Origin of the sequence: Streptomyces yerevanensis (genome assembly GCF_000716805.1) — a bacterium.
In the GTDB taxonomy this organism is placed as follows: domain Bacteria; phylum Actinomycetota; class Actinomycetes; order Streptomycetales; family Streptomycetaceae; genus Streptomyces; species Streptomyces flaveus.
Map to the genome: position 1 here is coordinate 237084 of NZ_JNWJ01000003.1, position 24620 is coordinate 261703.

Annotated in this window: 25 protein-coding genes and 1 pseudogene; 9 read left to right on the forward strand and 17 right to left on the reverse strand. The window is 70.0% G+C overall.

Translation table 11 applies throughout. From position 1 onward, the window contains the following. Positions 1–100: 100 nt before the first annotated feature. Entirely contained in the window at positions 101–835 is a 735-nt protein-coding gene (locus OP79_RS04665) for a TetR/AcrR family transcriptional regulator (protein ID WP_033318628.1), read from the reverse strand. A 215-nt stretch (positions 836–1050) separates the two neighbouring features. Between OP79_RS04665 and OP79_RS04670 the strand changes: the two genes are divergently transcribed. Next, entirely contained in the window at positions 1051–1500 is a 450-nt protein-coding gene (locus OP79_RS04670) for a nitroreductase family deazaflavin-dependent oxidoreductase (protein ID WP_033318629.1), read from the forward strand. 17 nt (positions 1501–1517) lie between these two features. On the opposite strand, the gene OP79_RS04675 is transcribed toward OP79_RS04670, so the two are convergent. Continuing rightward, the gene (locus tag OP79_RS04675; RefSeq protein ID WP_033318630.1) at positions 1518–2720 is read right to left on the reverse strand and encodes a geranylgeranyl reductase family protein; all 1203 of its coding nucleotides are present in this window, start codon (positions 2718–2720) and stop codon (positions 1518–1520) included. Positions 2721–2921: 201 nt separating this feature from the next. Between OP79_RS04675 and OP79_RS04680 the strand changes: the two genes are divergently transcribed. Continuing rightward, a complete protein-coding gene (locus OP79_RS04680; protein ID WP_033318631.1) occupies positions 2922–4277 on the forward strand; it encodes a dipeptidase in 1356 nt (451 codons plus the stop codon). A 27-nt stretch (positions 4278–4304) separates the two neighbouring features. Here OP79_RS04680 and OP79_RS04685 read toward each other — a convergent pair whose 3' ends face one another. The 3 genes from OP79_RS04685 to OP79_RS04695 form a co-directional block, all read right to left on the reverse strand. Continuing rightward, positions 4305–5348, reverse strand: a complete 1044-nt coding sequence (locus OP79_RS04685) for an NUDIX hydrolase (protein ID WP_033318632.1) — start codon at positions 5346–5348, stop codon at positions 4305–4307. Between the two features lie 240 nt (positions 5349–5588). After that, a complete protein-coding gene (locus OP79_RS04690) occupies positions 5589–5789 on the reverse strand; it encodes a hypothetical protein (RefSeq protein WP_033318633.1) in 201 nt (66 codons plus the stop codon). 36 nt (positions 5790–5825) lie between these two features. Continuing rightward, positions 5826–6785, reverse strand: coding sequence for an ROK family protein (locus OP79_RS04695; RefSeq protein WP_033318634.1), 960 nt, complete (start codon positions 6783–6785; stop codon positions 5826–5828). A gap of 287 nt (positions 6786–7072) precedes the next feature. On the opposite strand from OP79_RS04695, the gene OP79_RS04700 reads away from it, so the two are divergent. Together OP79_RS04700 and OP79_RS04705 are read left to right on the forward strand one after the other, a co-directional pair. After that, the gene (locus OP79_RS04700; protein ID WP_033318635.1) at positions 7073–8137 is read left to right on the forward strand and encodes a LacI family DNA-binding transcriptional regulator; all 1065 of its coding nucleotides are present in this window, start codon (positions 7073–7075) and stop codon (positions 8135–8137) included. A gap of 3 nt (positions 8138–8140) precedes the next feature. After that, positions 8141–8944, forward strand: coding sequence for a hypothetical protein (locus tag OP79_RS04705; protein ID WP_033318636.1), 804 nt, complete (start codon positions 8141–8143; stop codon positions 8942–8944). On the opposite strand, the gene OP79_RS04710 is transcribed toward OP79_RS04705, so the two are convergent. Both OP79_RS04710 and OP79_RS04715 read right to left on the reverse strand, forming a co-directional pair. Then, positions 8890–10581 carry a serine/threonine-protein kinase gene (locus OP79_RS04710; RefSeq protein WP_033318637.1) on the reverse strand — a complete coding sequence of 564 codons (1692 nt, stop codon included), beginning with the start codon at positions 10579–10581 and terminating at the stop codon, positions 8890–8892. The two genes, OP79_RS04705 and OP79_RS04710, sit on opposite strands and share 55 nt — an antisense overlap. Positions 10582–10700: 119 nt before the next feature. After that, a complete protein-coding gene (locus OP79_RS04715) occupies positions 10701–12005 on the reverse strand; it encodes a DUF6986 family protein (RefSeq protein WP_033318638.1) in 1305 nt (434 codons plus the stop codon). Positions 12006–12216: 211 nt separating this feature from the next. On the opposite strand from OP79_RS04715, the gene OP79_RS04720 reads away from it, so the two are divergent. Continuing rightward, entirely contained in the window at positions 12217–13122 is a 906-nt protein-coding gene (locus OP79_RS04720; protein ID WP_033318639.1) for an endonuclease/exonuclease/phosphatase family protein, read from the forward strand. Positions 13123–13204: 82 nt separating this feature from the next. Here the strand turns inward: OP79_RS04720 and OP79_RS04725 are convergent, their stop codons facing one another. The 4 genes and pseudogenes from OP79_RS04725 to OP79_RS04740 all read right to left on the reverse strand — a co-directional run bounded on the left by OP79_RS04725 (position 13205) and on the right by OP79_RS04740 (position 16347). Next, a complete protein-coding gene (locus OP79_RS04725; protein ID WP_033318640.1) occupies positions 13205–14167 on the reverse strand; it encodes an electron transfer flavoprotein subunit alpha/FixB family protein in 963 nt (320 codons plus the stop codon). Between the two features lie 54 nt (positions 14168–14221). Continuing rightward, positions 14222–15007 carry an electron transfer flavoprotein subunit beta/FixA family protein gene (locus OP79_RS04730; RefSeq protein WP_033318641.1) on the reverse strand — a complete coding sequence of 262 codons (786 nt, stop codon included), beginning with the start codon at positions 15005–15007 and terminating at the stop codon, positions 14222–14224. A 216-nt stretch (positions 15008–15223) separates the two neighbouring features. Then, positions 15224–15733 carry a flavin reductase family protein gene (locus OP79_RS04735; RefSeq protein WP_033318642.1) on the reverse strand — a complete coding sequence of 170 codons (510 nt, stop codon included), beginning with the start codon at positions 15731–15733 and terminating at the stop codon, positions 15224–15226. Positions 15734–15952: 219 nt separating this feature from the next. Further along, a pseudogene (locus tag OP79_RS04740) lies at positions 15953–16347 on the reverse strand (TlpA family protein disulfide reductase). A gap of 215 nt (positions 16348–16562) precedes the next feature. Between OP79_RS04740 and OP79_RS04745 the strand changes: the two are divergent. Next, complete coding sequence (locus tag OP79_RS04745) at positions 16563–17291, forward strand: lysophospholipid acyltransferase family protein (RefSeq protein ID WP_033318643.1); 729 nt, start codon at positions 16563–16565, stop codon at positions 17289–17291. 40 nt (positions 17292–17331) lie between these two features. Here OP79_RS04745 and OP79_RS04750 read toward each other — a convergent pair whose 3' ends face one another. The 3 genes from OP79_RS04750 to OP79_RS04760 are packed head-to-tail and all read right to left on the reverse strand — an operon-like array spanning position 17332 to position 20581. Further along, positions 17332–18402, reverse strand: a complete 1071-nt coding sequence (locus tag OP79_RS04750; RefSeq protein WP_033318644.1) for a threonine aldolase family protein — start codon at positions 18400–18402, stop codon at positions 17332–17334. Next, entirely contained in the window at positions 18399–19145 is a 747-nt protein-coding gene (locus OP79_RS04755; RefSeq protein ID WP_033318645.1) for an SDR family NAD(P)-dependent oxidoreductase, read from the reverse strand. The genes OP79_RS04750 and OP79_RS04755 overlap by 4 nt, the downstream gene beginning before the upstream one ends. Before the next feature lie 38 nt (positions 19146–19183). Beyond that, a complete protein-coding gene (locus OP79_RS04760; protein ID WP_033318646.1) occupies positions 19184–20581 on the reverse strand; it encodes a DUF6421 family protein in 1398 nt (465 codons plus the stop codon). 415 nt (positions 20582–20996) lie between these two features. On the opposite strand from OP79_RS04760, the gene OP79_RS04765 reads away from it, so the two are divergent. Continuing rightward, entirely contained in the window at positions 20997–21680 is a 684-nt protein-coding gene (locus OP79_RS04765) for a glycerophosphodiester phosphodiesterase (RefSeq protein ID WP_033318647.1), read from the forward strand. A 3-nt stretch (positions 21681–21683) separates the two neighbouring features. On the opposite strand, the gene OP79_RS04770 is transcribed toward OP79_RS04765, so the two are convergent. Next, positions 21684–22223 carry a GNAT family N-acetyltransferase gene (locus OP79_RS04770; RefSeq protein ID WP_033318648.1) on the reverse strand — a complete coding sequence of 180 codons (540 nt, stop codon included), beginning with the start codon at positions 22221–22223 and terminating at the stop codon, positions 21684–21686. Between the two features lie 234 nt (positions 22224–22457). Here OP79_RS04770 and OP79_RS04775 point away from each other — a divergent pair, with 234 nt between their 5' ends. Beyond that, positions 22458–22844 carry a VOC family protein gene (locus OP79_RS04775; protein WP_033318649.1) on the forward strand — a complete coding sequence of 129 codons (387 nt, stop codon included), beginning with the start codon at positions 22458–22460 and terminating at the stop codon, positions 22842–22844. Between the two features lie 10 nt (positions 22845–22854). Here the strand turns inward: OP79_RS04775 and OP79_RS04780 are convergent, their stop codons facing one another. Together OP79_RS04780 and OP79_RS04785 are read right to left on the reverse strand one after the other, a co-directional pair. Further along, positions 22855–23226 carry a VOC family protein gene (locus OP79_RS04780; protein ID WP_033318733.1) on the reverse strand — a complete coding sequence of 124 codons (372 nt, stop codon included), beginning with the start codon at positions 23224–23226 and terminating at the stop codon, positions 22855–22857. A gap of 32 nt (positions 23227–23258) precedes the next feature. After that, positions 23259–24224 (reverse strand): LLM class F420-dependent oxidoreductase, encoded by a 966-nt coding sequence (locus tag OP79_RS04785; protein ID WP_033318734.1) that lies wholly within the window; start codon positions 24222–24224, stop codon positions 23259–23261. Between the two features lie 61 nt (positions 24225–24285). On the opposite strand from OP79_RS04785, the gene OP79_RS04790 reads away from it, so the two are divergent. Further along, a complete protein-coding gene (locus OP79_RS04790; RefSeq protein WP_033318650.1) occupies positions 24286–24528 on the forward strand; it encodes a DUF7218 family protein in 243 nt (80 codons plus the stop codon). The last annotated feature ends 92 nt before the right edge of the window (positions 24529–24620 follow it).

A 24620-nucleotide genomic window follows, 5' to 3' on the forward strand; every position in this document is an offset into this window, starting at 1 on the left:
GACGCCACGGCTGGTCCGGGCGTCCGCCGAGCGTGGTGATCAGACGTACTCCCGGGGAAGTACACCTCCGCCGTTCGCGGCTGCTCGCGCCGATCCTGCCTCAGGATCCCGACCGGCTGCCGCCGCCTCCCATGCCGGTGTCCTGAGGGAACACCAGGCCCACGCCATGGCCGAGTTGGGCGACGGCGTGCCGGAAGAAGGCTTCGCGATCCTCCACCACCCGGTTGAACTGGCCGAACACCTCGAAGCCGATCAGCCCGAACAGCTGGGCCCAGGCGGCGGCGAAGGCCATCACCACCTCCGGCGGCAGATCCGGCGCGAGGTCCTGGCCCAACCGCCGCGCCTCCGGCTTGAGTTCGGCGGGCAGGCGTGGCAGGGCGACGCCCACGCCCCGGTGCGCGTCGCGGACGATCTCGATGAGCAGCAGCGCGACCCGGGACGCCGCCGGCACGGTCGAGTCGGGGGCGGCGTATCCGGGCACGGGCGAACCGTAGATCAGCGCGTACTCGTGCGGATGCGCGAGCGCCCAGCCGCGCACCGCCTCGCACACCGCGGCCCAGCGCCGGATCGGGCCGACGTCGGCGACCTTCTCGTGCGCGGCCTCCGCGGTCTGGCCGAGCGAGTCGTAGGCGTCGATGATGAGGGCGGTCAGCAGGTCGTCGCGGCTGGGGAAGTAGCGGTACAACGCGGAGGAGACCATGCCGAGTTCACGGGCGACGGCCCGCAACGAGAGCTTGGCGGCACCTTCCTTCGCGAGCTGTCTGCGCGCCTCGTCCTTGATGGCCGCGGTCACTTCGGTCCTGGCTCGGGCACGGGCCCCTCGGGCGGTACTCATGCCAGGCAGTGTCCCATGAATTCGGAGCACTGCACACAAACGTGAGCGGTGCTCTGAAGTTGGATCAACGCTCTCGCATCAGCGCAACGCTCACCTTGGAGAGCGATGCACACATTCGAGAGCACCGCTCTTGCTTTGGATCACCGATCTCGTGCACACTGCTCTCAAGCGAGAGCAGTGCTCTCGCAACCGACATCACCAATGGGGGTCCCGCGATGGCACAGCAGCGCTACATCAAGCCCGGCGGCTTCGAGGCCGGCATGAACCGCTTCATCGGCTGGCTCGCCCGCCGCGGTTTCAGCCTCGTCGGCAACGCCGAGCTCTCCGTCCGCGGCCGCAAGAGCGGCGAGTGGCGGCGCGTGCCGGTCAACCCGCTCCCCTACGAAGGCGGCCCGTACCTCGTCTCGGCGCGCGGCCACTCCGAGTGGGTGCGCAATCTGCGGGCGGCCGGCGGCGGGCGGCTCCAAGTGGGCCGCAAGACACAGGAGTTCACGGCAGTGGAGCTGCCCGACGAGGAGAAGCCCGTCGTCCTGCGCACCTACCTCAAGAAGTGGGGCTGGGAGGTCGGCCGTTTCTTCGGTGACGTCACGGCCAAGTCCAGCGACGAGGAGCTGCTCGCCGCGGCGCGCAACCACCCCGTCTTCCGGATCACCGTCAAGGGCTGAACCACGCCCCCTACCAGTCAGCGGTCGAGCGAGCTCAGGGCGCGCCCGGCCAGGGGATGCGTACGAACGATCTCGCCCAGGGAGGTCCTCCCGCGGGTGATCCCCGTGAACGCCTTCCAGGCGGGCCGGAAGCCCGTGAGCGCCGCGTGGAACATACCGGGCCGGCGTGCGAAGACCAGGAACAGGCTCTTTCCCACGCTCATCTCGACGCCCAGGCCCGCCTTGATGGCGAAGGCGTAGTTCAGGGCCTGGCGCCGGGTGTCCACGGCGTCGTTCGCCTCGGCGATCCGTACCGCCCACTCCCCCGCGAGCCGCCCCGACCGGAGCGCGAACGAGATGCCCTCGCGGGTCCACGGCTCGAGCAGCCCCGCCGCGTCCCCGCACACCAGCACCCGCCCGCGCGAGAGCGGCGAGTCGTCGGCGCGGCAGCGCGTCAGATGCCCGGACGAGATGCTCGGTTCGAAACCGGCGAGCCCGAGCCGGGCGATGAAGTCCTCCAAGTACCGCTTGGTGGCGGCCCCTTCACCGCGGGCCGAGATCACGCCGACGGTGAGGGTGTCGCCCTTGGGGAAGACCCACCCGTAACTGCCGGGCATGGGGCCCCAGTCGATGAGGACGCGCCCCTTCCAGTCCTCGGCGACGGTCTCCGGGACGGGGATCTCCGCCTCCAGGCCGAGGTCGACCTGGTCGAGCTTCACTCCGACGTGGGCTCCTATCCGGCTGGCGCTGCCGTCCGCGCCGACCACGGCGCGCGCCAACACGGTCTCGCCGTCCTGCAGTACGACGGCCACGGTGCGCCGGTCCGGTACGGCGGAGCCGTGCTGTTCCACGCGCGCGACCGTGACGCCGGTGCGCAGTTCGGCACCCGCCTTCTGTGCGTGCTCGACGAGCCGCTGGTCGAACTCGGACCGGTTGATGAGCCCGAAGAGCATCTGCCTGGAGCGGCGGGTGCGGGTGAACCTGCCGTCCAGCGAGAACGTGACCGCGTGCACCCGGTCCCGCAGCGGCAGCTCGAAGCCGGGCGGCAGGGCGTCGCGCGAGGGACCGATGATGCCGCCGCCGCATGTCTTGTAGCGGGGCAACTCCGCCTTCTCCAGCACCAGGACACGGCGCCCCGCGACCGCTGCCGCATAAGCCGCCGAGGCACCCGCGGGCCCCGCACCGACCACGACGACGTCCCATACTCGCTGTGCGTCGTCCGAAGAGTTCTCGCTGCTCACGATGGTCTGCTGCTCCGATCCAGCCGCCTGCCGCTCCTGCCCCCCGCATCCTACGGCGGGCCCAGGGGGTGCCGTTTGGATCACCCCCCAGCCGAAGACCGCTGTGGGAGTATCGGCAGCGTATGCACGCCGCGCACCCGTACGCGCGTGCATCCCACACATACCCATCCGTACAACGTCGCACCTACGAGGAGCGTGCCCATGTCGTCGAACCCGGTCGCCGAGACCGTCGCCTCGCTGATACCCAGGGCGAAGGCGGAGCTCACCGAGCTGGTGGCCTTCAAGTCGGTGGCGGACTTCAGCCAGTTCCCCCGCAGCGAGAGCGAGGGCGCCGCGAACTGGGTCGCCCAGGCGCTGCGCACCGAGGGCTTCCAGGACGTGGCGCTGCTCGACACCCCGGACGGCACACAGTCGGTGTACGGCTTCCTGCCCGGGCCCGAAGGCGCGAAGACCGTGCTGCTGTACGCGCACTACGACGTGCAGCCACCGCTCGACGAAACGGCGTGGGTGACACCGCCGTTCGAGCTGACGGAGCGCGACGGCCGCTGGTACGGGCGGGGCGCCGCCGACTGCAAGGGCGGCGTCATCATGCACCTTCTCGCCCTGCGCGCGCTCAAGGCGAACGGCGGCGTCCCGGTCAACGTCAAGGTGATCGCGGAGGGTTCGGAGGAGCAGGGCACGGGCGGTCTGGAGCGGTACGCCGAGGAACACCCGGATCTCCTCACCGCCGACACGATCGTCATCGGTGACTCCGGCAACTTCCGGGTCGGCGTGCCGACGGTCACCACGGCGCTGCGCGGCATGACCGCCGTACGCGTCCGGATCGACACCCTCGGCGGCAATCTGCACTCGGGGCAGTTCGGCGGCGCGGCACCCGACGCGCTCGCCGCGCTGATCCGCGCACTGGACTCGCTGCGCGCCGAGGACGGTTCGACGACGGTCGACGGGCTGACGGGCGAAGCGCGCTGGGCCGGCCTGCAGTACGAGGAAGACCAGTTCCGCGAGGACGCCAAGGTGCTCGACGGTGTGGAGCTGATCGGCTCCGGCACGGTCGCCGACCGAATCTGGGCGCGTCCTGCCGTGACCGTGCTCGGCATCGACTGCCCGCCGGTGGTCGGTGCCACTCCGTCCGTGCAGGCGAGCGCCCGCGCCCTGGTCAGCCTGCGGGTGCCGCCGGGCGTGGACGCGACCGAGGCGACCAAACTGCTCCAGGCCCACCTGGAGGCGCACACGCCGTGGGGCGCGCGGGTGAGCACCGAACTCAGCGGCCAGGGCCAGCCGTTCCGCGCCGACATCTCCAGCCCGGCGTACGCGGCGATGGCCGAGGCGATGCGCATCGCGTACGACGGGGAGGAGATGCAGTACGCCGGGCAGGGTGGCTCCATCCCGCTGTGCAACACTCTCGCGTCCCTGTACCCGCGCGCGGAGATCCTCCTGATCGGCCTGAGCGAGCCGGAGGCGCAGATTCACGCGGTGAACGAGAGCGTGTCTCCTGAGGAGTTGGAACGCCTTTCGGTCGCCGAGGCGCTTTTCCTGCGCAACTACGCGGCGGGCTGAGCGAGTTCGCGGGCGCCGGCTGAGGGCCTACCCCACGGGCACGCCGGCCTCCAGATAGAGCGCCGCCCCCTGTTCCCGTGCGCGCAACGCCCAGCGCAGGCGCTCGTAGCGGACCGGTGGCAGCAGGGTGGCGGCCTCCTCCTCGCTGGCGAAGCGCCAGCCGCGCAGTTCGGGGCCCGGCAGCAGCATCCGCCGGGCCTCGGCGCCGTCGAGCCGTCCGCCGTCGAAGAGGAGACGCAGTCCGCCGTAGCCGGGCGGCGCGGGCGGTTCCCAGTCGACGACCAACAGGCGTGGTACGTCGTCGAGTTGGATGCCGGTCTCCTCGGCGACCTCGCGGATGCCGGCGCGCGCGGGGGCCTCGCCCCGTTCGACGACACCTCCGGGGAACTCCCAGCCGGCCTTGTACGTGGGGTCGACAAGGAGTACGCGATTCTGCTCGTCGAAGAGGAGCACCCCGGCGGCTACGGTCTCCGCGGTGGGCTCCGGAGTCTGCACGATGTCGCAGACGGGAACGGCGCCGGTGCGTACGGCGTCGGCGATGCGCTCCGCGGACTCGTACGGGGTGAGCGCGCTGGTGTCCACGAGGTGGGCGTCGGCGGTGAGCCAGCCTGCCAGGGCGGCGCGGTAGGGCTCGATGTGGTCGTACGACCACTGGCGCACCCGTATCTCCCCGTCGGGGAGGTCGGGTGGCACCTCGCGGCCGGCTATTCGCTCTCGCAGGATCGTTTCCGCCGGGGCGAGGAGCACATGCCGTACCGGAATCCTGCGGGAGGCGAGCCCGCCGAAGATCTCGTCGCGGTAGTCCTGGCGGAGCAGGGTCATGGGAATCACCAGGACGCCGCCGAGTTCGGCGAGCAGCGCGGCCGCGGTGTCGACCACGAGCCGACGCCAGATCGGCAGGTCCTGGAAGTCGCCGACCTCGGCGAGGTGCTTGGGCGGCAGCAGATGCGTCAGCCCGGCTCCGACGAGCTCGGGGTCGAAGAGTGTGCTGTTCGGGATCAGGTCGATCAGTTCCCGTGCGGTGGTGGTCTTCCCCGCACCGAACGCGCCGTTGATCCAAACGACGGTCACGGTTCCCCCTCTTCTGTTGACCCCCTGAGGCTTGCCCTCCACCTTGCCACGGAAACCAGGTCCTGATGAGGGCGCCTTCCGCCGCCCCGGAGACAGGAGCCGGACACACGGGCGGACAAAGGGTCGTACACATGCGAAAGCCCGGCCGTGGGCGGGCCGGGCTTCTTGTCGGGACGTCGGGACGTCGGGACGTGGGTATGTCGAGATGTCGAGATACAGCCCCGCAGGGCCGAAGTTCGGTCAGCCCTTCCGCTGCGTGTTCTCGACCACGGGTTTGACGGCCGCCTTGCCGTCGCTGACCGTCTTGTCCAGCGTGCCGATCGTGTCCTGTACGTCGAGCTTGCCGAGGGCGTCGCCTTCGAGTGAGTGGGACGGGGTGACCGCAGCCACGACGAATCCGGCGGCGAGGGACGCGACGGCGAGCATGCTTCGCTTCTTCATGCCCGACTCAACTGCGAAACCCGGCATGAGTCACGGTCAGCCCCCCACCCCCGCCGTCGTCGTGCTCGACTGCCTGCTGAGCGCTGCCGCCGCCGCGCCGACCAGCCCCGCGTCCGTCCCCATCTGGGCGGGCGCCACGGTGAGGCGCTGGACGAACGACAGCGTCGCGTAGTCGCGCAGGGCGGCGCGCAGGGGCGTGAACAGGAGGTCGCCCGCCTTGCCCACTCCCCCGCCGATCACCGCGATGTCGATCTCCACCAGGGTCGCCGTCGCGGCGATGCCGGCGGCCAGGGCCTGGGCGGCGCGCTCGAAGGACGCCAGAGCGACGGGGTCGCCCGCGCGGGCGGCGGCGGCCACCGCGGCGGCCGAGGTGTCGCCGTCGGGGCCGGGCTGCCAGCCGCCCTCGATGGCGCGGCGGGCGATGTTCGGCCCGCTGGCGATGCGCTCGACGCAGCCGCGGGACCCGCACGGGCAGAGATCGCCGTCGAGGTCCACGCTGATGTGACCGATGTGGCCGGCGTTGCCCGTGGGCCCCGGATGCAGTCGGCCGCCCAGGACCAGACCGCCGCCGACGCCCGTGGAGACGACCATGCACAGCGCGTTGTCGTGCCCGCGGGCCGCGCCCTGCCAGTGCTCGGCGGCCGTGATCGCCACGCCGTCGCCGATCAGCTCCACGGGCAGCCCTTCGGTGGCGGCGCGGACCCGCCCGACCAGCGGGTAGTCGCGCCAGCCCGGGATGTTCACGGGGCTCACCGTGCCCGTCGAGGCGTCCACCGGGCCCGCGCTGCCGATGCCGAGGGCAGTGGCGCGGCTCCACAGCGGCGAGCCGGTCAGCTCGCCGAGCACGGCCTCGACGGCCCGCATGATGGTGTCGCCGTCCTCCTGCGCGGGCGTGGCGCGCTGCGTACGCAGGAGGATCCGGCCATGGCCGTCCACCAGCGCTCCGGCGATCTTGGTGCCGCCGATGTCGAGCGCGGCCACGAGGTCGGTGTGCATCTGTGTCTGAGTCTCCCGGTGCGGTGTCTTTCCTGCGGCGGCCCGCGGCGGCGGCGCCCCCGAAGTCTTACCAGGGATGTCCCCCGGCCCACCGGCCGGACGAAACAGGCAGTACGACTGGCCTCGAAGTCAGGCAGCACGACTGGTCCCGTAGCAGGGCAGGCCGGAGATTGCGGGGGATAGTGTCTCCCGTATCTGACAACGTTGTCCAGGCCCTATGCTCGACGCCACATGCGCAATGAGCACGTGTTGAGCATGTATTGAGCACGTCAGGACCAACGCATCCCGTGGACAACAGGACAGGACAGCGCATCGTGGCCGAGACCGCCCGCCGACCCGACAACCGCTACGGCAACCGTCCGACCATGAAAGACGTCGCGGCGCGTGCCGGAGTCGGCCTCAAGACGGTGTCGCGCGTAGTCAACGGTGAGCCGGGGGTCACCCCGGACACCGAGCGCCGGGTGCAGGAGGCGATCGACGCACTGGGCTTTCGCCGCAACGACAGCGCGCGGGTGCTCCGCAAGGGGCGCACCGCGAGCATCGGCCTGGTCCTGGAGGATCTCTCGGACCCCTTCTACGGCCCGCTCAGCCGCGCGGTCGAGGAAGTGGCCCGCGCGCACGGCGCCCTGCTGATCAACGGCTCCAGCGCCGAGGACCCGGACCGCGAGCAGGAGTTGGTCCTGGCGCTGTGCGCGCGCCGCGTGGACGGGCTCGTCGTCATCCCGGCCGGTGACGACCACCGCTATCTGGAACCGGAGATAAAGGCGGGCGTCGCCACGGTCTTCGTGGACCGCCCGGCCGGTCAGATCGACGCGGACGTCGTCCTGTCCGACAACTTCGGCGGTGCGCGCGACGGCGTCGCCCATCTCATCGCCCACGGGCACCGCCGGATCGGCTTCATCGGCGACATGCCCCGCATCCACACCGCCGCCGAGCGGCTGCGCGGCTATCGCACCGCCATGGAGGCCGCGGGCGTCCCGGTCGAGGAGGCCTGGACCTCCCTGGGCGTCACCGATCCGCAGCGGGTCCGCCGGGCCGCCGAGGCCATGCTGTCGGGGCCCTCTCCCGTCACCGCGATCTTCACGGGCAACAACCGCGTCACGGTCACCGTCGTCCGCGTCCTCGCCGAACACTCCCGGCCCGTCGCCCTCGTCGGTTTCGACGACATCGAACTCGCCGATCTCCTCCAGCCCGGCGTCACCGTCGTCGCCCAGGACGCCGCCCAGCTCGGCCGCACCGCCGCCGACCGTCTTTTCCGCCGGCTCGACGGCACACTCGCCCTCCCGGAGCGCATCGAACTCCCGACCAGACTGATCACCCGCGGCTCGGGCGAACTGCCGCCGGCGAGCTGACCGATGACGTATCCGGATCACCGCGCCCTCACGGCACTCGGCCTCGCCGAGGCCCCGCGCGACCGCCCCCTGACCTATCCGGGCGCCTGGCCCGAGGAGTCCGGACTCCTGGACGGCGACCGGTTGTTGCCGCTGACCCGCCTCACCTTCGAGGACCGCGTCCCGGTCCTCGCGGTCGGCTCCAACGCCTGCCCCGCCCAACTCCGGCACAAGATGCGGGAGTACGGGGTCACCGCACCCATCCCCCTGGTGAAGGCGAAGGTCACGGGCATCGAGATCGGTGTCTCCGCGCATATCACCGGGCTCGGTTACGTGTCCGCCTCGCCCTTCCGCGCTCCCGGACTCACCCGGGAGTTGTTCCTCACCTGGCTGAACCCGGCGCAGCTCGACGCGATCGACCGGAGCGAGGGCGTCACCGCGCCGTCCGGTGCGTACGACCGTGTCCTGCTGCCCGCTCGCGACGTTCCCGTCGAGTTGGAGTCGGGCGAGCTGCTCGACGGCGCCCATCTCTACGTCAACCGGCGTGGCGTCCTGCACAACGGCTCCGGTACCCCGCGCAGGCACCTCGGCGAGCATGCGCTGCTCACCGAACTCCTCGCCGAGTCACCGCGGTTGAGGGAACTGTTCGGCTCCACACCCGAGGAGTTCTGCTTCCGCGCGCGCGGCGACCAGGCCCTGTGCATGCGCGGCACCCGGCTGTTCGCCGAGGAGGGGTGGACGACGGCCTCCGGCCTGGAGAAGTACGTACGCTCTCAGCATTCCGGCAGTCCCGGCACCGGTTCGTCGTTGTCGCCGCCCTTGATGTAGACGTCGCTGATGAAGACGTTCTTGTTGCCGCTGTCGTCGTCCGTCTTCGCCCACCAGATGTTCGTCCACTCGTCGTAGGTCTCGCGGCGGCCCAGGTTCTGCTGGCAGTAGAAGTAGTTGGTGCCCGCCTTGAGAGTGCCGACCTCGGCTCCGTCCGCGGTGTAGGACGCAGCGGTGCGCCAGACTTCGCAGTCGTACTTGCCGCCGCCGATGGGATTGCAGCCGGGAGCGGGGCTGGAGCCGCCGCCGCTCGTGCCGCCTGAGTTGCCGCCGCCTGTGGCACCGCCGCCGTCGGTGAGGCCCGGCGAAGGGGCGGGGGCCTTCTTCGTCGGCTCGGCGGCCTCCGGGCGCTCCGGCTTCCCGGGCGCGGGCGTGGGCGAGGACTGCTGGTCGCCCTGCTGGGTGGGATCGGGCTCGTCCGACGCGTCCACCGTGCCACGACTGGGGCCCGCCGAGGACAGGGAGTCGCCGGCTTCCCGGGAGGCCGAAGGCCGCCCGGCCGTCTTGGAGTCGTCGGAGTCGGTCAGCAGGGCCACGGAGACGCCGGTCGCGGCCAGGACGACGGTGACGGCAGCGGCGGCGAGAAGGACTCGGGCCTTACGACGCCGGGGGCCGCCGTCGGAGGCGGTGGCCCCGTCCTGAGGCTGTGGCGCTCCGAGGCCCGGCCCGGCCGAGCCCGGAGCCCCGAAGCCGGGCGGTACCGCCGCGACGCTTCGCTCGGTGGCCTCGCGTTGCTTCGGTGCGGATCCACGCAGGTTGGTGGTCGCGGCGTCCTGGTCAGGGGTCTGCGCCACGGCTTCCAGCAGCTCGCGGGCCCGGTCGGCGTCCGGCCGGTCCTGCGGCTGCTTCTGCATCAGCTCCTGCAGTACGGGGCCCAGCGGCCCGGAGGCCCGTGGCTCCGGCAGCGGTTCGGCCACGATCGCGGTGAGCGTGGACCAGGTCGACGTACGGCGAAACGGTGAGGTGCCCTCGACGGCCGCGTACAGCGTGGCGCCCAGGGCCCATACGTCGGAGGCGGGCCCGAAGTCGTGGCCCTGGGCGCGCTCGGGCGCCAAGTAGTCCAGGGAGCCGACCAGTTCACCGCTTCGGGTGAGATGCGTGGTGGAGCCGTCGCCGGGGTCCTCCATCGTCGCGATGCCGAAGTCGGTGAGGACCACGCGGCCGGAGCGGTCGAGCAGGATGTTGCCTGGCTTCACGTCGCGGTGCAGGACTCCGGCTTGGTGGGCCGCGGCCAGCGCGTCCATGACCTTCGCGCCGATCTCGGCGGCCTCGCGCGGCTCGCGGGGGCCCTGCTCACGCAGGACGTCGTCCAGGGAGGGCCCGTCGACCAGCTCCATGACGATCAGCGGACGCCCGTCGACCTCGGCCACGTCGTGCACGGCGATGACTCCGGGGTGGCGCACGCGAGCCGCCGCGCGCGCCTCGCGCTGCATCCTGCGCCCCAGGTCGGCCAGTTCGGGCGCTGCGGCGTCGGTGTACGTCCGCAGTTCCTTGACCGCGACCTCTCGGCCCAGCACCTCGTCATGGGCCCGCCAGACAATGCCCATACCGCCGCGTCCAAGCTGGGCCACGACCCGATAGCGCCCGGCGAGGAGTCGGCCGATCCCGTCCGTGTGTTCGTTCTCCCCCGAAGACACCGCTGCCCCGTTCCTGTGACACACCCATCAACTCCCGTACAGCCTAGGGGCCAGGGGTGACAGCGCGCGCCAGTGGCAACTCCTGTGACAGGCCCGCTACTTGACGAGGACGTTCTCGGTCACTTGGCGGAAACCGTCAGATCGCCCCGCCTCGGCGCCGCGTAACCCTCCAGGTCCGCGCGGGTCAGACCCGTCACACGCGCCACCTCCGCGATGTCCAGGGCACCGCAGTCCAGGCCCCGCAACAGGTAGCCGCTGAGTGCCTTGGCGGTCGCGGGCTCGTCCATCACGTCGCCGCCCGCGCGGTTGACGTACCGGGTGAGGCGCGCCGCAGCCTGCTCGAAGCCCTCGCGATAGAAGGCGAACACGGCGGCGTACCGGGTCGGGATGTGGCGCGGGTGCATGTCCCAGCCCTGGTAATAGGCACGGGCAAGGGCGCGGCGGGTGAGGCCGTAGTGCAGCCGCCAGGCGTCGTGGACCTTCGAAGTCGGGCCCACGGGAAGGACGTTGGTGGAGCCGTCCGAGACGCGTACGCCGGTACCCGCCGCCGCGACCTGCATGATCGCCTTCGCGTGGTCGGCTGCCGGATGGTCGCTCGCCTGGTGGGCGGCGCTGACGCCGAGGCAGGCGCTGTAGTCGAAGGTGCCGTAGTGCAGGCCCGTGGCGCGGCCCTCGGCGGCCTGGATCATCCGGGCGACGGTGGCGGTGCCGTCGGTGGCGAGGATGGCCTGGCTGGTCTCGATCTGGATCTCGAACCCGATCCGCCCCGGCTCGAGTTGATGCGCCTTCTCGAACTCCTCCAGCAGCCGCACCATGGCGGTGACCTGCTCGGCGTACGTCACCTTCGGCAGCGTGAGCACCAGACCTTCGGGCAGTCCGCCGGCCTCCATCAGCCCGGTCAGGAAGATGTCGAGCGTCCGGATGCCCCGGTCGCGTACCGGCGCCTCCATGCACTTCATACGGATACCCATGTACGGGGCGGCCGTGCCCTTCTCGTACGCCTCCGAGACCAGCCGTGCCGCGCGGGCGGCGGTCTCGTCCTCCTCGGCGTCGGGGCGCGGGCCGTAGCCGTCCTCGAAATCGACACGCAGGTCCTCGATGGGCTCGTGCTCCAGCTTGGCCCGTACGCGGGCGTGGACGGGTTCGGCCAGTTCGTCGGCGAGGCCGAGGACGGCGGCGAACGAGGCGGCGTCCGGGGCGTGTTCGTCGAGGGCGGCGAGGGCCTGGTCGCCCCAGGAACGGATGGTGTCGGCGGCGAACACGTCCCCGGGGACGTAGACGGTGTGGACGGGCTGGCGGGTGCCCGGATCTCCGGGGTAACGGCGTTCCAGTTCGGCGTCGACCGGAGCGAGGGAGGCGCTGATCTCCTCGCTGACGGCGCCCGCGAGGCTCGTCGCCACCTTCTCCTGCGCGCCCTGGCCCATCCCGACACCCCTCCAGTTTCCGCTGGCCGGAATCAACAATCCGTAGAGCGAAGTTATCCGCGGACCTTCCCGCTGGTCAACACCCTCCTCCGCCCAGGCCCACCCGGGACTTCCCTCCGTAGTCACCGCGGGATCTCGACATGTTCACGCCCAACTCCGACACTGCGATGCGCACGACTCGCCCGGCATCCGCCACCGAAGGAGCCCTCCCGTGCCCATCAAGCACAGCCGAGTCACGCGTCGTCTGGGCCTGAAGACCGCCATCGCCGCCGCGGTCGCCCTGCCTCTGACCAGTACAGCACCTCTCACCGCGACCGCCGCGGCGCCGGACAGATCCGGCCGCCTGGAGGTCATGTCGTTCAATCTGCGGTACGCGAGCACCAGCGAACCCAACAGCTGGGCCGCCCGCCGCCCCGTGACGCGCGAACTGCTGCGCCGCGAAAGCCTCCATGTCATCGGCACTCAGGAAGGCCTCTACCAGCAGGTGCGCGACATCGAGGCCGACCTCGGACCGAACTTCGACTGGATCGGCACGGGCCGCGCGGGCGGCAGCCGCGACGAGTTCATGGCGATCTTCTACGACACCCGCCGGCTCGCTCCCGTGGAGTACGACCACTTCTGGCTCTCCGACACGCCCAACGTGATCGGCTCGAACACCTGGGGCGGCGGCTCCATCCGCATGGTGACCTGGGTCCGCTTCCGCGATCTGCGCGACGGGGAGCGGGAGTTCCACTTCCTCAACACCCACCTCGACAACGCGAGCCAGAACGCACGCGCGCGTGCCGCCCAGCTGATCGCCGAGCGCATCGCGGGCCTCGACCGGTCACTGCCGCTGGTGGTGACCGGCGACTTCAACGTCGCCGCGCACAAGAACCCGGTCTACGACACGATGCTGGGCGCCGGTCTCGTCGACACCTGGGACACGGCGGCCGAGCGGAGCAAGCTGTACGCGACCTTCCACGGTTACCGGCCACTGATCCCGGACGGCGACCGTATCGACTGGGTCCTCACCACTCCCGGCGTCACCGCGCACCGGGCCTCGATCAACACCTTCTCCGTGAACGGCCAGTTCCCGAGCGACCATCTGCCCGTCCAGGCGTCGCTGACTCTGGGCTGAGCACTGGCATGAGCCCGGGATGAGGCGAGGCCCCTGTGACCGTGTCGACGGTCACAGGGGCCTCGTACCCTTCGGAAAACACTCAGCCCTTGCGGGTCTTGATCTCCTCGGTGAGCTGGGGGACGACCTCGAAGAGGTCGCCGACCACGCCGTAGTCGACCAGGTCGAAGATCGGGGCCTCGGCGTCCTTGTTGACCGCCACGATCGTCTTCGAGGTCTGCATACCGGCCCGGTGCTGGATCGCACCGGAGATACCGGAGGCGATGTACAGCTGCGGGGACACGGACTTGCCGGTCTGGCCGACCTGGTTGGAGTGCGGGTACCAGCCGGCGTCGACCGCGGCGCGCGAGGCACCGACAGCAGCGCCGAGGGAGTCGGCGAGCGCCTCGATGACCGTGAAGTTCTCCGCGCCGTTGACGCCACGGCCGCCGGAGACCACGATCGCGGCCTCGGTCAGCTCCGGGCGGCCGGTGGACTCACGCGGCGTACGGGACGTGATCTTGGTGCCGGTCGCCTGGTCCGAGAAGGTCACGGACAGAGCCTCGACCGCGCCGGCGGCCGGGGCCGCCTCCACGGCCGCACTGTTCGGCTTGACCGTGATGACCGGAGTGCCCTTGGAGACACGGGACTTGGTGGAGAAGGCGGCAGCGAACACCGACTGCGTGGCCACCGGGCCCTCGTCGCCGGCCTCCAGGTCGATGGCGTCGGTGATGATGCCCGAGCCGATACGGACCGCGAGGCGAGCGGCGATCTCCTTGCCCTCGGCCGAGGAGGGAACCAGGACGGCGGCCGGGGACACGGACTCGTACGCGGCCTGCAGCGCATCCACCTTCGGTACGACCAGGTAGTCGGCGAACTCAGGAGCGTCGGCGGTCAGGACGCGGGTCGCGCCGTGCTCGGCGAGCGCGGCGGCGGTGTCGGCGGCACCCGCGCCGAGCGCGACGGCGACCGGCTCGCCGATGCGGCGGGCCAGGGTCAGCAGCTCCAGGGTGGGCTTGCGGACGGCACCGTCCATGTGGTCGACGTAGACGAGAACTTCAGCCATGGGACTTCTTCTCTCCTGCTTGCGAAAGATGAGGGGCGGTAAGCGAGCTGGGCCTTAGATGAACTTCTGGCCCGCGAGGAACTCAGCGAGCTGCTTGCCGCCCTCGCCCTCGTCCTTGACGATCGTGCCGGCCGTGCGCGCCGGTCGCTCCGTGGCGGAGTCGACGACCGTGTAGGCGCCCTCCAGACCGACCTCCTCGGCCTCGATGTCGAGGTCGGACAGGTCCCAGGAGGTCACCGGCTTCTTCTTGGCGGCCATGATGCCCTTGAAGGACGGGTAGCGCGCCTCGCCCGACTGGTCGGTGACGGACACGACCGCCGGGAGGGAGGCCTCCAACTGCTCGGAGGCGGAGTCGCCGTCGCGGCGGCCCTTGACCGTGCCGTCCTCGACGGAGACCTCGGAGAGCAGGGTGACCTGCGGGACGCCCAGGCGCTCGGCCACCAGCGCGGGGACGACACCCATGGTGCCGTCGGTGGATGCCATACCGGAGATGACCAGGTCGTAGCCGGCCTTCTCGATCGCCTTGGCCAGCACCAGCGAGGTGCCGATCGCGTCGGTGCCGTGCAGGTCGTCGTCCTCGACATGGATGGCCTTGTCGGCGCCCATGGACAGCGCCTTGCGCAGCGCGTCCTTGGCGTCCTCCGGGCCCACCGTCAGGACGGTGATCTCAGCGTCGTCGGCCTCGTCGGCGATCTGCAGTGCCTGCTCGACCGCGTACTCGTCGAGCTCCGAGAGCAGACCGTCCACGTCGTCGCGGTCGACGGTCAGGTCATCGGCGAAGTGCCGGTCGCCAGTGGCGTCGGGCACGTACTTCACAGTGACAACGATCCTCAAGCTCACGCCGGCTCTCCTACTGCAATCGTCATTTCCGAGCTGCTTTGTTTCAGGCAGCATAGGCGCCTCGAGCGGCCCGTCCCGGTTGGGGCGGCCTGCGCTCCGAACCAAATATTACTCGCCAGTACACCCAGTTCTTGCCCGCTAAGCAAGCGCTTTGAACTGTGACCTTTGCAACGCAGCGTAATCGGAACCCGACGCTCATGCACAGGCTGACGCCTCTCAGTCGCTCAGACCATGGAAGCGTCCCTGGTGGTAGAGCAGTGGGCGCCCGGCGCCGGTGGGATCCCCGAGAACGACCTCGGCCAGAACGACGCGGTGGTCCCCCGCGGGTACGCGCGCGACGATCCGGCACACGAGCCAGGCCAGGACGTCGTCGAGCACGGGCACCCTTTCCGGACCCTGGCGCCACCCTGTGGCCGCGCCGAAACGGTCGGCGCCGCTGCGGGCGAAGGTGGCGGCCAGTTCCCGCTGGTGCTCGCCGAGTATGTGGACGCCGACGTGCTCCGTCTCGGAGATCACCGGCCAGCTCGAGGCGCGCGTGCCGATGCCGAACGAGATCATCGGGGGCTCGGCCGAGACGGAGGTGAGCGAGGTGGCGGTGAAGCCGACCGGGCTGCCGCCGCGCTGAGCGGTGATCACGGCGACTCCGGCCGCGTGCCGCCGGAAGACGGAGCGGAGCAGGTCGGGAGAGGCGAGTTGAGGGGTGCTGAGGCCGGGCAGGGCCGTCATGGAGTTGTCCTTCTGCAGGGGGCGACGAGGTCCTGGACTGCTCAACAGACCGGACAGCGCGCGCTCGCGTTGCGGGCGAGGTCCACGTAGACGCGCTCGTAGAGAAGGAGTTCCGGGGGCACACGGCCAGGCTGACGATAGGTGGTGCGCACAGTCAAGTGTGTTCCGGCATCTGGGAGATGCGTCACCGGCAGCGGCACGGGGCACATGCCCCTGCCGTCAGGGCGTTCCAACGGCCTCTCCCAGCGCGGCGATCACGTCCGCCTTGCGCGGCTGCCCGGTCGCTCGGCGCACAACGAATCCGTTCGCGTCGAGCACAAGCACGGTCGGGGTCTTGAGGATGTCGAGTTCGCGTACGAGATTCAGGTGGTCCTCGGCGTCGATCTCGATGTGCGTCACGCCCGGGACCATTCCGGCCACTTCGGCGAGCACCCTGCGGGTCGCGCGGCAGGGCGCGCAGAAGGCGCTGGAGAACTGGACGAGCGTAGCCCGTTCACCGAGGTTCTCCCCCAACTCAACCGCGCCGATCCGCTTTTCGCCGTCACGCCCGCGCACCTTCACCTCCTGCTCCGCTGCCGGTGCGGCACTCCGTAGTCGCTCGCCACCGCGAGCACCACGACACTTCAGCACTTATGAAAGCCTGAAGATTCCCGGCTCACTGGAGTCGGACTGTCCCCCGAAGTGACGAGAATCTCGCGGTTCGAAGGAACCAGGACTGGCTACTCGTCCGTTCTTCGGGCACGATCTGCCCAATGCCGTAAACCTACGGCTGCGTAACTTTCCCGCCGGGAGCCCCCTTCCCAGGCAGAGAGAAGGGTCCACTCCGTCCATGGCTGAGCTTGCCTACCGTCCCGCCATCGGTCTCGCCCGCACGCTGTTCAAGGCCTGGGACCTGAAGATCGACTGCAAGGGATCGGAGAACATCCCGCGCTCGGGCGGTGCGGTGCTGGTGAGCAATCACATCAGCTACCTCGACTTCATCTTCGACGGCCTCGCCGCCCTGCCGCAGAAGCGCCTGGTCCGTTTCATGGCGAAGGAGTCGGTGTTCCGGCACAAGGTCTCCGGCCCGCTGATGCGCAACATGAAGCACATCCCCGTGGACCGCAAGAACGGTGAGGCCGCGTACGCGCACGCGCTGGACTCGCTGCGTTCCGGTGAAATCGTCGGGGTCTTCCCCGAGGCCACCATCTCGCAGTCGTACACGCTGAAGAGCTTCAAGTCGGGTGCCGCGCGCATGGCCCAGGAGGCCGGCGTCCCGCTGATCCCGATGGCCCTTTGGGGTACGCAGCGACTGTGGACGAAGGGTCACCCGAAGAACTTCAAGCGCAGCCACATCCCGATCACCATCCGGGTGGGCGAGGCGATCGAGGCCTCCCGCGACAAATACGCGGGCGCGATCACCCGCCAAGTGCGCGAGCGCGTCCAGGAGCTCCTGGAAGCCGCCCAGCGCGCCTACCCCGTACGCCCCAAGGACCCGAGCGACACCTGGTGGATGCCGGCCCATCTCGGCGGCACGGCTCCGACGCCCGAAGAAGTGAAGGCCGCCGAGGCACGCTGAGCGGGAACTGCACGTCGACGCCCGGTTTGTCGCGAGCCTGCTAGCGCGCCATCTCCTCCTTCAGTGCCGCCACGAAGCTGTCCACGTCGTCCTCCGTCGTGTCGAAGGAGCACATCCAGCGGACGTCGCCCGCGGCCTCGTCCCAGAAGTAGAAGCGGTAGCGCTTCTGGAGGCGTTCGCTGACGTCGTGGGGCAGCCGGGCGAAGACGGCGTTGGCCTGGACGGGGTGGAGGATCTCGACGCCGTGCACCGCGCGCACGCCCTCGGCGAGGCGTTGGGCCATCTCGTTGGAGTGGCTGGCGTTGCGCAGCCACAGGTCCTTGGCGAGCAGGGCCTCCAACTGCACGGAGACGAAGCGCATCTTGGAGGCGAGCTGCATCGACAGCTTGCGCAGGTGCTTCATATGGCTGACGGCGTCCTGGTTGAGGACGACGACGGCCTCGCCGAACAGCGCGCCGTTCTTGGTGCCGCCGAAGGACAGGACGTCCACGCCGACCGCGTTGGTGAACGCGCGCATCGGCACGTTCAGCGAGGCGGCGGCGTTGGCGATCCGGGCGCCGTCGAGGTGCACCCTCATGCCGTGGGCGTGAGCGTGCTCGCAGATCGCGCGGATCTCGTCGGGCGTGTAGACGGTGCCGAGTTCGGTGTTCTGGGTGATCGAGACGACCTGTGGCATCGCGCGGTGCTCGTCCTCCCAGCCGTACGCCTGCCGGTCGATCAGCTCCGGCGTGAGCTTGCCGTCGGGGGTGGGCACCGTCAGCAGCTTGAGGCCGCCCATGCGCTCGGGGGCACCGCCCTCGTCGACGTTGATGTGCGCGCTCTCCGCGCAGATCACCGCACCCCAGCGGTCCGTGAGCGCCTGGAGTGCCACGACGTTGGCCCCCGTGCCGTTGAAGACGGGGTACGCCTCGGCCGTCGCCCCGAAGTGACTGCGCATCACCTGCTGGAGGTGGTCGGTGTACGCGTCCTCGCCGTACGAGACCTGGTGACCGCCGTTGGCCAGGGCCAGGGCGGCGAGCACCTCGGGATGGGCCCCCGCGTAGTTGTCGCTGGCGAAGCCATGGACCTCCGGGTCGTGATGCCGCCGCGCGTCGGTCTTCGGAGGGTTCACGGCTTCTTTGTCAGCCACAGGCGCTGTCCGTTCACTTCGGCGGCGGGCCGCTCCCAGACGTCGACGATGGCCTCGGCCAGATCCCTGACGTCCGTGAAGCCCGCGAACTTCGCGTTGGGGCGCTCGGCGCGCATCGCGTCGTGCACCAACGCCTTCACGACCAGGATCGCAGCCGCCGACGTGGGCCCGGACTCACCCCCCGCCTTGCGGAAGTAGTCGGCCAGGGCCAGCGTCCAGGCCTCGGCCGCGGCCTTCGCGGCGGCGTAGGCGGCGTTGCCCGCGGTGGGCTTGCTCGCGCCCGCGGCGCTGATCAGGACGTAGCGGCCGCGATCGCTGCGCTGCAAGGCCTCGTGGAAGGCGAGGGAGGTGTGCGCCACGGTACGGATGAGCAGCATCTCGAGGAAGTCCCAGTCGTCGAGGCTCGTCCTGGTGAAGGTCTCGCTGCCGCGCCAGCCGCCGACGAGGTGGACCAGGCCGTCGACGCGGCCGAAGTCCTTCTCGATGCGGGTGGCCCAGTCCTGGGCCGACTGCCGGTCGAGCAGGTCGACCGTGTCCCCGATGACGGTCGCGCCGCCGTGTGCGTAGCTCGCCGCGTCCACGGCCTCCGCGAGCCGCTCCGGATCGTTGTCGGAGCCGATGACGACCGCTCCCGCCTCGGCGAGCCGCATCAACGCGGCCCGGCCGGCCGGACCGCCCGCGCCGGCCACCGCGATCACCGCGCCGTCGAGCGCCCCGTTCCCCATGGTCCTCGCCTCCTGAGCAGTACTAGTCGCGACGTCGCTCACGCGGCGACCCGCTCGGCGCGCTCCCCGGTGATGCCTCGGGTTGAGGCGATCACACTCTTTAGCTTCTTGGAGAGTGCTTCATAGAACATGCTCAGCGGAAACTCGTCCGGAAGCACGTCATCGACGAGTTTTCGCGGCGGCTGGCTCAGATCAAGGGCGTCCGGGCCCTTGGCCCACTTGGAGCCCGGGTGCGGGGCGAGGTAGGTGGAGACGAGTTCGTAGCCGGCGAACCAGTGGACCAGCTTCGGGCGGTCGATGCCGTCGCGGTACAGCTTCTCGATCTCGGCGCACAGCTCGTTGGTGACCTGCGGGGCGCGCTGCCAGTCGATGGACAGCTTGTTGTCCCTCCAGCGGACGACATCGTGCTTGTGCAGGTACGCGAAGAGCAGCTGGCCGCCGAGGCCGTCGTAGTTGCGGACGCGCTCTCCGGTGACCGGGAAGCGGAACATCCGGTCGAACAGCACCGCGTACTGGACGTCACGGCCCTGCGGGACGCCGTCGTCCGCCAGCTTCACGGCCTCCTTGAAGGCGGTGAGGTCGCAGCGCAGCTCCTCGAGGCCGTACATCCAGAAGGGCTGGCGCTGCTTGATCATGAACGGGTCGAAGGGCAGGTCGCCATGGCTGTGGGTGCGGTCGTGGACCATGTCCCACAGGACGAAGGCCTGCTGGCAGCGGTCCTGGTCGGCGACCATCTCGCGTACGTCGTCGGGAAGTTCGAGCCCGAGGATGCCGACGGCGGCCTCGGTGACCCGGCGGAACCGGGCGGCCTCGCGGTCACAGAAGATGCCGCCCCAGCTGAACCGCTCGGGGGCCTCGCGCACGGCGATGGTCTCCGGGAAGAGGACGGCCGAGTTGGTGTCGTAGCCCGAGGTGAAGTCCTCGAAGGTGATGCCGCAGAACAGCGGGTTGTCGTAGCGGGTGCGCTCCAGTTCGGCCAGCCAGTCCGGCCAGACCATGCGCAGCACGAGGGCTTCGAGGTTGCGGTTCGGATTGCCGTTCTGCGTGTACATCGGGAAGACGACCAGGTGCTGGAGGCCGTCCCGGCGGTTGGCGGCGGGCTGGAAGGCCAGCAGCGAGTCGAGGAAGTCGGGCACCTTGAAGCCGTCGTCGGCCCACCGGCGCAGGTCGTCGACCAGCGCCTTGTGGTACGCGGCGTCGTGCGGCAGCAGCGGGGCGAGCGCCTCGACGGCGTCCACGACTCGGCGTACGGCGAGCTCGGCGTCGCCGGGATCGGGAGCGCCCTCGGCTTCGAAGTCGATCGAGCCGTCCTTGGACTGCCATGGCCGGATCCGCTCCACGGCATCCTTGAGCACGGGCCAGGCCGGGTGCTCCACCACCCTGCCACTGGGAGGAACCTGCTCCTCCGTACCCACCTGCACAAGAATTTCCGTCATGACCCCATCCTCCACGGGAGAACCTCGCGTACCCACACCGTATGCATGTGGGGTTCTCTCCCACAAGTGGAGGTTCGGGAAATCGTCCTGCCATACCCCTACCTTCACCGCTCTTTTTCCTGTCGGATACCGTTTCGACGATTAGTTCCACCACCGCCTGGGTAGCGGTGCAGCCGGTCGGCGTGTGGCCGGTCAACCCGTCTCGGGACTCGCCCACCCAAGGGTGAGCCGGGCCACCGCGACAGGCTGCGCCCAGGCGGCTGCACAGCGTCTGACAGGCAGCTGGACGGCGTGATTCCTCTCGTTCGGACCGGGTTCATCGCCGAGCCGGGCGATTAGGCTGCGGCCTGGCCGCGTGGGCACGGGACCGCAGCGCGCGGCAGCCGAGCCGCCGTCGACGGAAGCGGAGCCAGTCTTGAACTTCCTCACCATCGGTCATCGCGGAATCATGGGTGTCGAGCCCGAGAACACCCTCCGTTCCTTCGTCGCCGCCGAGCAGGCCGGCCTCGACGTGATCGAACTCGATCTGCATCTGAGCAAGGACGGCGCGCTCGTCGTCATGCACGACGCCGACGTGGACCGGACGACCGACGGTTCGGGGCCGATCGCCGAGCAGACCCTCGCCGAGCTGCGCGCACTGGACGCGGGCCGCGGTGAGCGCATCCCGGTCTTCGAGGAGGTCCTGGACGCCGTCACGGCCCCGCTCCAGGCCGAGATCAAGGACGTCGCGGCGGCTCAGGCGCTCGCCGAGGTCATGCACCGGCGGGATCTGGCCGGCCGGGTCGAGGTGCTGTCGTTCCACGACGAGGCGATCGCCGAGATCGCGCGGCTCGTCCCGGGCGTACGCACCGGGCTGGTCGCCAGTCGCTACGGCACCGATGTCGTCGAGCGCGCCACCGCGGTCGGCGCCACCAGTGTCGTACTGAACATCCGGCGGCTCACCCTGGAGATCGTCGAGTGCGCACGCAAGGCGGATCTGCGGATCATCGGCTGGGTGGTGAACACGCAGGACCATCTGCGGCTGGTACGCGCCCTGGAGCTGGACGGCGCGACCACCGACTACCCGGAGATCAAGCGCACCGGACGCTTCACGGCGTAACGGCTATGCGAGCGCTTTCACCAGCAGCTCGAACTGCAGGTCGTCGCGCTGCGGGATACCGAACCGCTCGTCGCCGTACGGGAAGGGCGTCATCTGTCCCGTACGGCGGTAGCCGCGCCGCTCGTACCAGGCGATGAGGTCTTCTCGTGCGGAGATCACGGTCATGTGCATCTCCGCGGCGCCCCAGATCTCGCGCGCGTACCGCTCGGCCTCGGCGAGGATCACCTTGCCGAGACCCCCGCCCTGCTGCGACGGGCTGACCGCGAACATGCCGAAGTAGGCATGGTCACCGCGGTGTTCGAGCTGGCAGCAGGCGATCAGGGTGCCGTCGCGCTCGACGGTACGCAGCCGGCTGTCGGGCGACTTGATGACCTCGAGCACGCCCTCCGGGTCCGTCCGCTGCCCCTGAAGGATGTCCGCCTCGGTGGTCCAGCCGGTCCGGCTGGAGTCCCCGCGGTAGGCCGACTCGATCAGCGCGACAAGGGCGTCGACGTCGGCTTCGGTGGCATCGCGGAAGGTCAGACCGGTGGCGGCGGTGTCCACGGGAGCGAGTCTCCGATCTCGGCGCGGCTCGGGCACCGAAGAGCGTAACTCTCCTACTAAGCGGTCTCGGGGAGGTGGGGTGCGTTCCCGCGTCGTCCGGTGCGGTGCATCGGCGTGCTGCCGCATCGCCCTCGTACTGGACGTACTTGGGTGATGCGGCAGTGCGGCGAGGTGCCGTGCCGGGCGGCGTGGGGGCGTGCCTCACTTCCCCGAGCCCGCTTAGGGTGCGGCTCCATGGTGCATGTACTGAGCAGCCGGACCCTGCTCCGCCCGACCGACCCCGAGCGCTCCCGCGCCTTCTACGGCGAGCAACTGGGCCTCGCCGTCTACCGCGAGTTCGGCACCGGCCCCGAACGCGGCACCGTCTACTTCCTCGGCGGCGGCTTCCTGGAAGTCGCCGGCCGCTCCGCCGAACCCCCCTCCCCCGCGGTCAAGCTGTGGCTCCAGGTGGCGGACGCGACAGCCGCGTACGAGGAGCTGACGGCTCGGGGCGCGGAGATCCTGCAGCCCCCGGTCAAGGAACCGTGGGGTCTGATCGAGATGTGGCTCACCGATCCGGACGGAACCGAGATCGTGGTGGTGGAAGTACCGGCGGACCATCCACTGCGGTATCGGCCGTAAGCCTCCCTCGTCAGTCCCAGCACAGGCAGAACGGGTGTCCCACCGGATCCGCGTACACGCGGAAGCGGCGTCGGCCGTTCTCGTCGTCCAGGTCGAGTGGGGTGGCGCCGAGGGCCAGTACCTGAGTCTCGGCGGTGTCGATGTCCTGGACGGTGAAGTCCAGATGCATCTGCTGGGAGTTGTCGTCGGCGCGCGGCCAGTCGGGCGGGCGGTAGCCGGGAGCGCGCTGGAACGAGATGTGGTGGCCGCCGGGCACGTAGAGGTCGTACCAGTCGTCGTTGTACTGCTTCACGTCACCGCCGAGCACGCCCGCGTAGAAGGTGGCGAGGGCCGGTGGATCCGGGCAGTCCAGGGCTACGAGGCGGTACTCGGCGATGGCCATGGCGCGGACGTCCTTTCCCGCTCGGGTCTCGTTCACAGGTCCTTCAGTGCCGGCAGCAGCTTCTTCTCCGCCCACTCCAGGAAGGGGAGTTGGTGGTCGCCGCCGACCTGGACGAGAGCTATCTCGGTGAAGCCCGCCGTGACGTAGGGGCGTACGGCCTCGACGAAGGTGTCGACGTCGTCGCCGCACGGGATGGTCTGGGCGACGTCCTCGGGGCGTACGTTCCCGGTGGCCGCGTCGAAGTTCGCGGGGCCCGGGAGTTCGGCGTTGACCGGCCAGCCGCCGAGCGACCAGCGGAACTGTTCGTGGGCCCGGGTGACGGCGGCGTCCTTGTCGGGGTCATAGCAGACGGGGAGTTGGCCCACCCTGGGCTTGCCGGTTCCGCCGTGGCGGTCGAAGGAGTCCACCAGCTCGGACTTGGGCTCGGTGGCGATCAGCAGGTCGGCCAGCCGGCCGGCGAGTGCGCAGGAGTGCTCGCCCGAGGCGGCGATGCCGATCGGGGTCGGTTCGTCGGGGAGGTCGTACAGCTTGGCGTTGACCACGTCGAAGTGCTCGCCGTGGTGGTTCAGCGTCTTACCGGTGAACAGGGCGCGGATGATCTCCACGGCCTCTTCCAGCATCTCGAGCCGCACGTGCGCGGCGGGCCAACCGCCGCCCACCACATGCTCGTTGAGGTTCTCGCCGGAGCCGAGCCCGAGCCGGAAGCGGCCCTCGGCGAGTAGCTGCGTGGTGGCGGCCTTCTGCGCGACGACCGCCGGGTGATAGCGGGTCGTCGGGCAGGTCACGTACGTCATGAGGGGAATCGTGGAGGTGGCCTGGGCCGCGGCGCCGAGCACGCTCCACGCGTACGGGGCGTGGCCCTGTTCCTCGAGCCACGGGAAGTAGTGGTCCGAGGTGACGGAGAAGTCGAATCCGGCCTGCTCCGCGGCCACCACATGCCGTACGAGCTCACGGGGGCCGGCCTGCTCGGTCATCATCGTGTATCCGATTCGCACCATGTGTTCCGGGTGGCCGGTCGGGGGTACCCGAAACCTGCTTTCGAGGAAGGAAGGGATCTTCATGCCCAGGCCGCAGATCAAGGACGAGAAGACGTATGAGTCGCTGCGCCGTGAGGGTGCGGGCAAGGAGAAGGCGGCGCGGATCGCCAACAGCCCGACGTCCTCCTCCCGCAAGGGCGGCAAGCGCGGCAAGTACGAGGAACAGTCGAAGTCGGACGTCTACGAGGAAGCCAAGAAGGTCGGCATCAAGGGCCGTTCCTCGATGTCGAAGGACGAGCTGATCAAGGCGCTGCGGAACCGCTGACGCCGAGCCCGTTGCAAGCCCGGCGCGACGGCTGACGGTGAGTGTGCCCGGGCCGGTGCCGGGTACCGGGGCCGGGCACGTCACATCCTCGT

Excerpts from the sequence above, each read along its gene's own strand:
- OP79_RS04665 (WP_033318628.1), bottom strand. The coding sequence starts at position 835 with ATGAGTACCGCCCGAGGGGCCCGTGCCCGAGCCAGGACCGAAGTGACC.
- OP79_RS04670 (WP_033318629.1), top strand. The coding sequence starts at position 1,051 with ATGGCACAGCAGCGCTACATCAAGCCCGGCGGCTTCGAGGCCGGCATG.
- OP79_RS04680 (WP_033318631.1), top strand. The coding sequence starts at position 2,922 with ATGTCGTCGAACCCGGTCGCCGAGACCGTCGCCTCGCTGATACCCAGG.
- OP79_RS04690 (WP_033318633.1), bottom strand. The coding sequence starts at position 5,789 with ATGAAGAAGCGAAGCATGCTCGCCGTCGCGTCCCTCGCCGCCGGATTC.
- OP79_RS04695 (WP_033318634.1), bottom strand. The coding sequence starts at position 6,785 with ATGCACACCGACCTCGTGGCCGCGCTCGACATCGGCGGCACCAAGATC.
- OP79_RS04705 (WP_033318636.1), top strand. The coding sequence starts at position 8,141 with ATGACGTATCCGGATCACCGCGCCCTCACGGCACTCGGCCTCGCCGAG.
- OP79_RS04715 (WP_033318638.1), bottom strand. The coding sequence starts at position 12,005 with ATGGGCCAGGGCGCGCAGGAGAAGGTGGCGACGAGCCTCGCGGGCGCC.
- OP79_RS04725 (WP_033318640.1), bottom strand. The coding sequence starts at position 14,167 with ATGGCTGAAGTTCTCGTCTACGTCGACCACATGGACGGTGCCGTCCGC.
- OP79_RS04735 (WP_033318642.1), bottom strand. The coding sequence starts at position 15,733 with ATGACGGCCCTGCCCGGCCTCAGCACCCCTCAACTCGCCTCTCCCGAC.
- OP79_RS04745 (WP_033318643.1), top strand. The coding sequence starts at position 16,563 with ATGGCTGAGCTTGCCTACCGTCCCGCCATCGGTCTCGCCCGCACGCTG.
- OP79_RS04755 (WP_033318645.1), bottom strand. The coding sequence starts at position 19,145 with ATGGGGAACGGGGCGCTCGACGGCGCGGTGATCGCGGTGGCCGGCGCG.
- OP79_RS04760 (WP_033318646.1), bottom strand. The coding sequence starts at position 20,581 with ATGACGGAAATTCTTGTGCAGGTGGGTACGGAGGAGCAGGTTCCTCCC.
- OP79_RS04775 (WP_033318649.1), top strand. The coding sequence starts at position 22,458 with ATGGTGCATGTACTGAGCAGCCGGACCCTGCTCCGCCCGACCGACCCC.
- OP79_RS04780 (WP_033318733.1), bottom strand. The coding sequence starts at position 23,226 with ATGGCCATCGCCGAGTACCGCCTCGTAGCCCTGGACTGCCCGGATCCA.
- OP79_RS04785 (WP_033318734.1), bottom strand. The coding sequence starts at position 24,224 with ATGGTGCGAATCGGATACACGATGATGACCGAGCAGGCCGGCCCCCGT.
- OP79_RS04790 (WP_033318650.1), top strand. The coding sequence starts at position 24,286 with ATGCCCAGGCCGCAGATCAAGGACGAGAAGACGTATGAGTCGCTGCGC.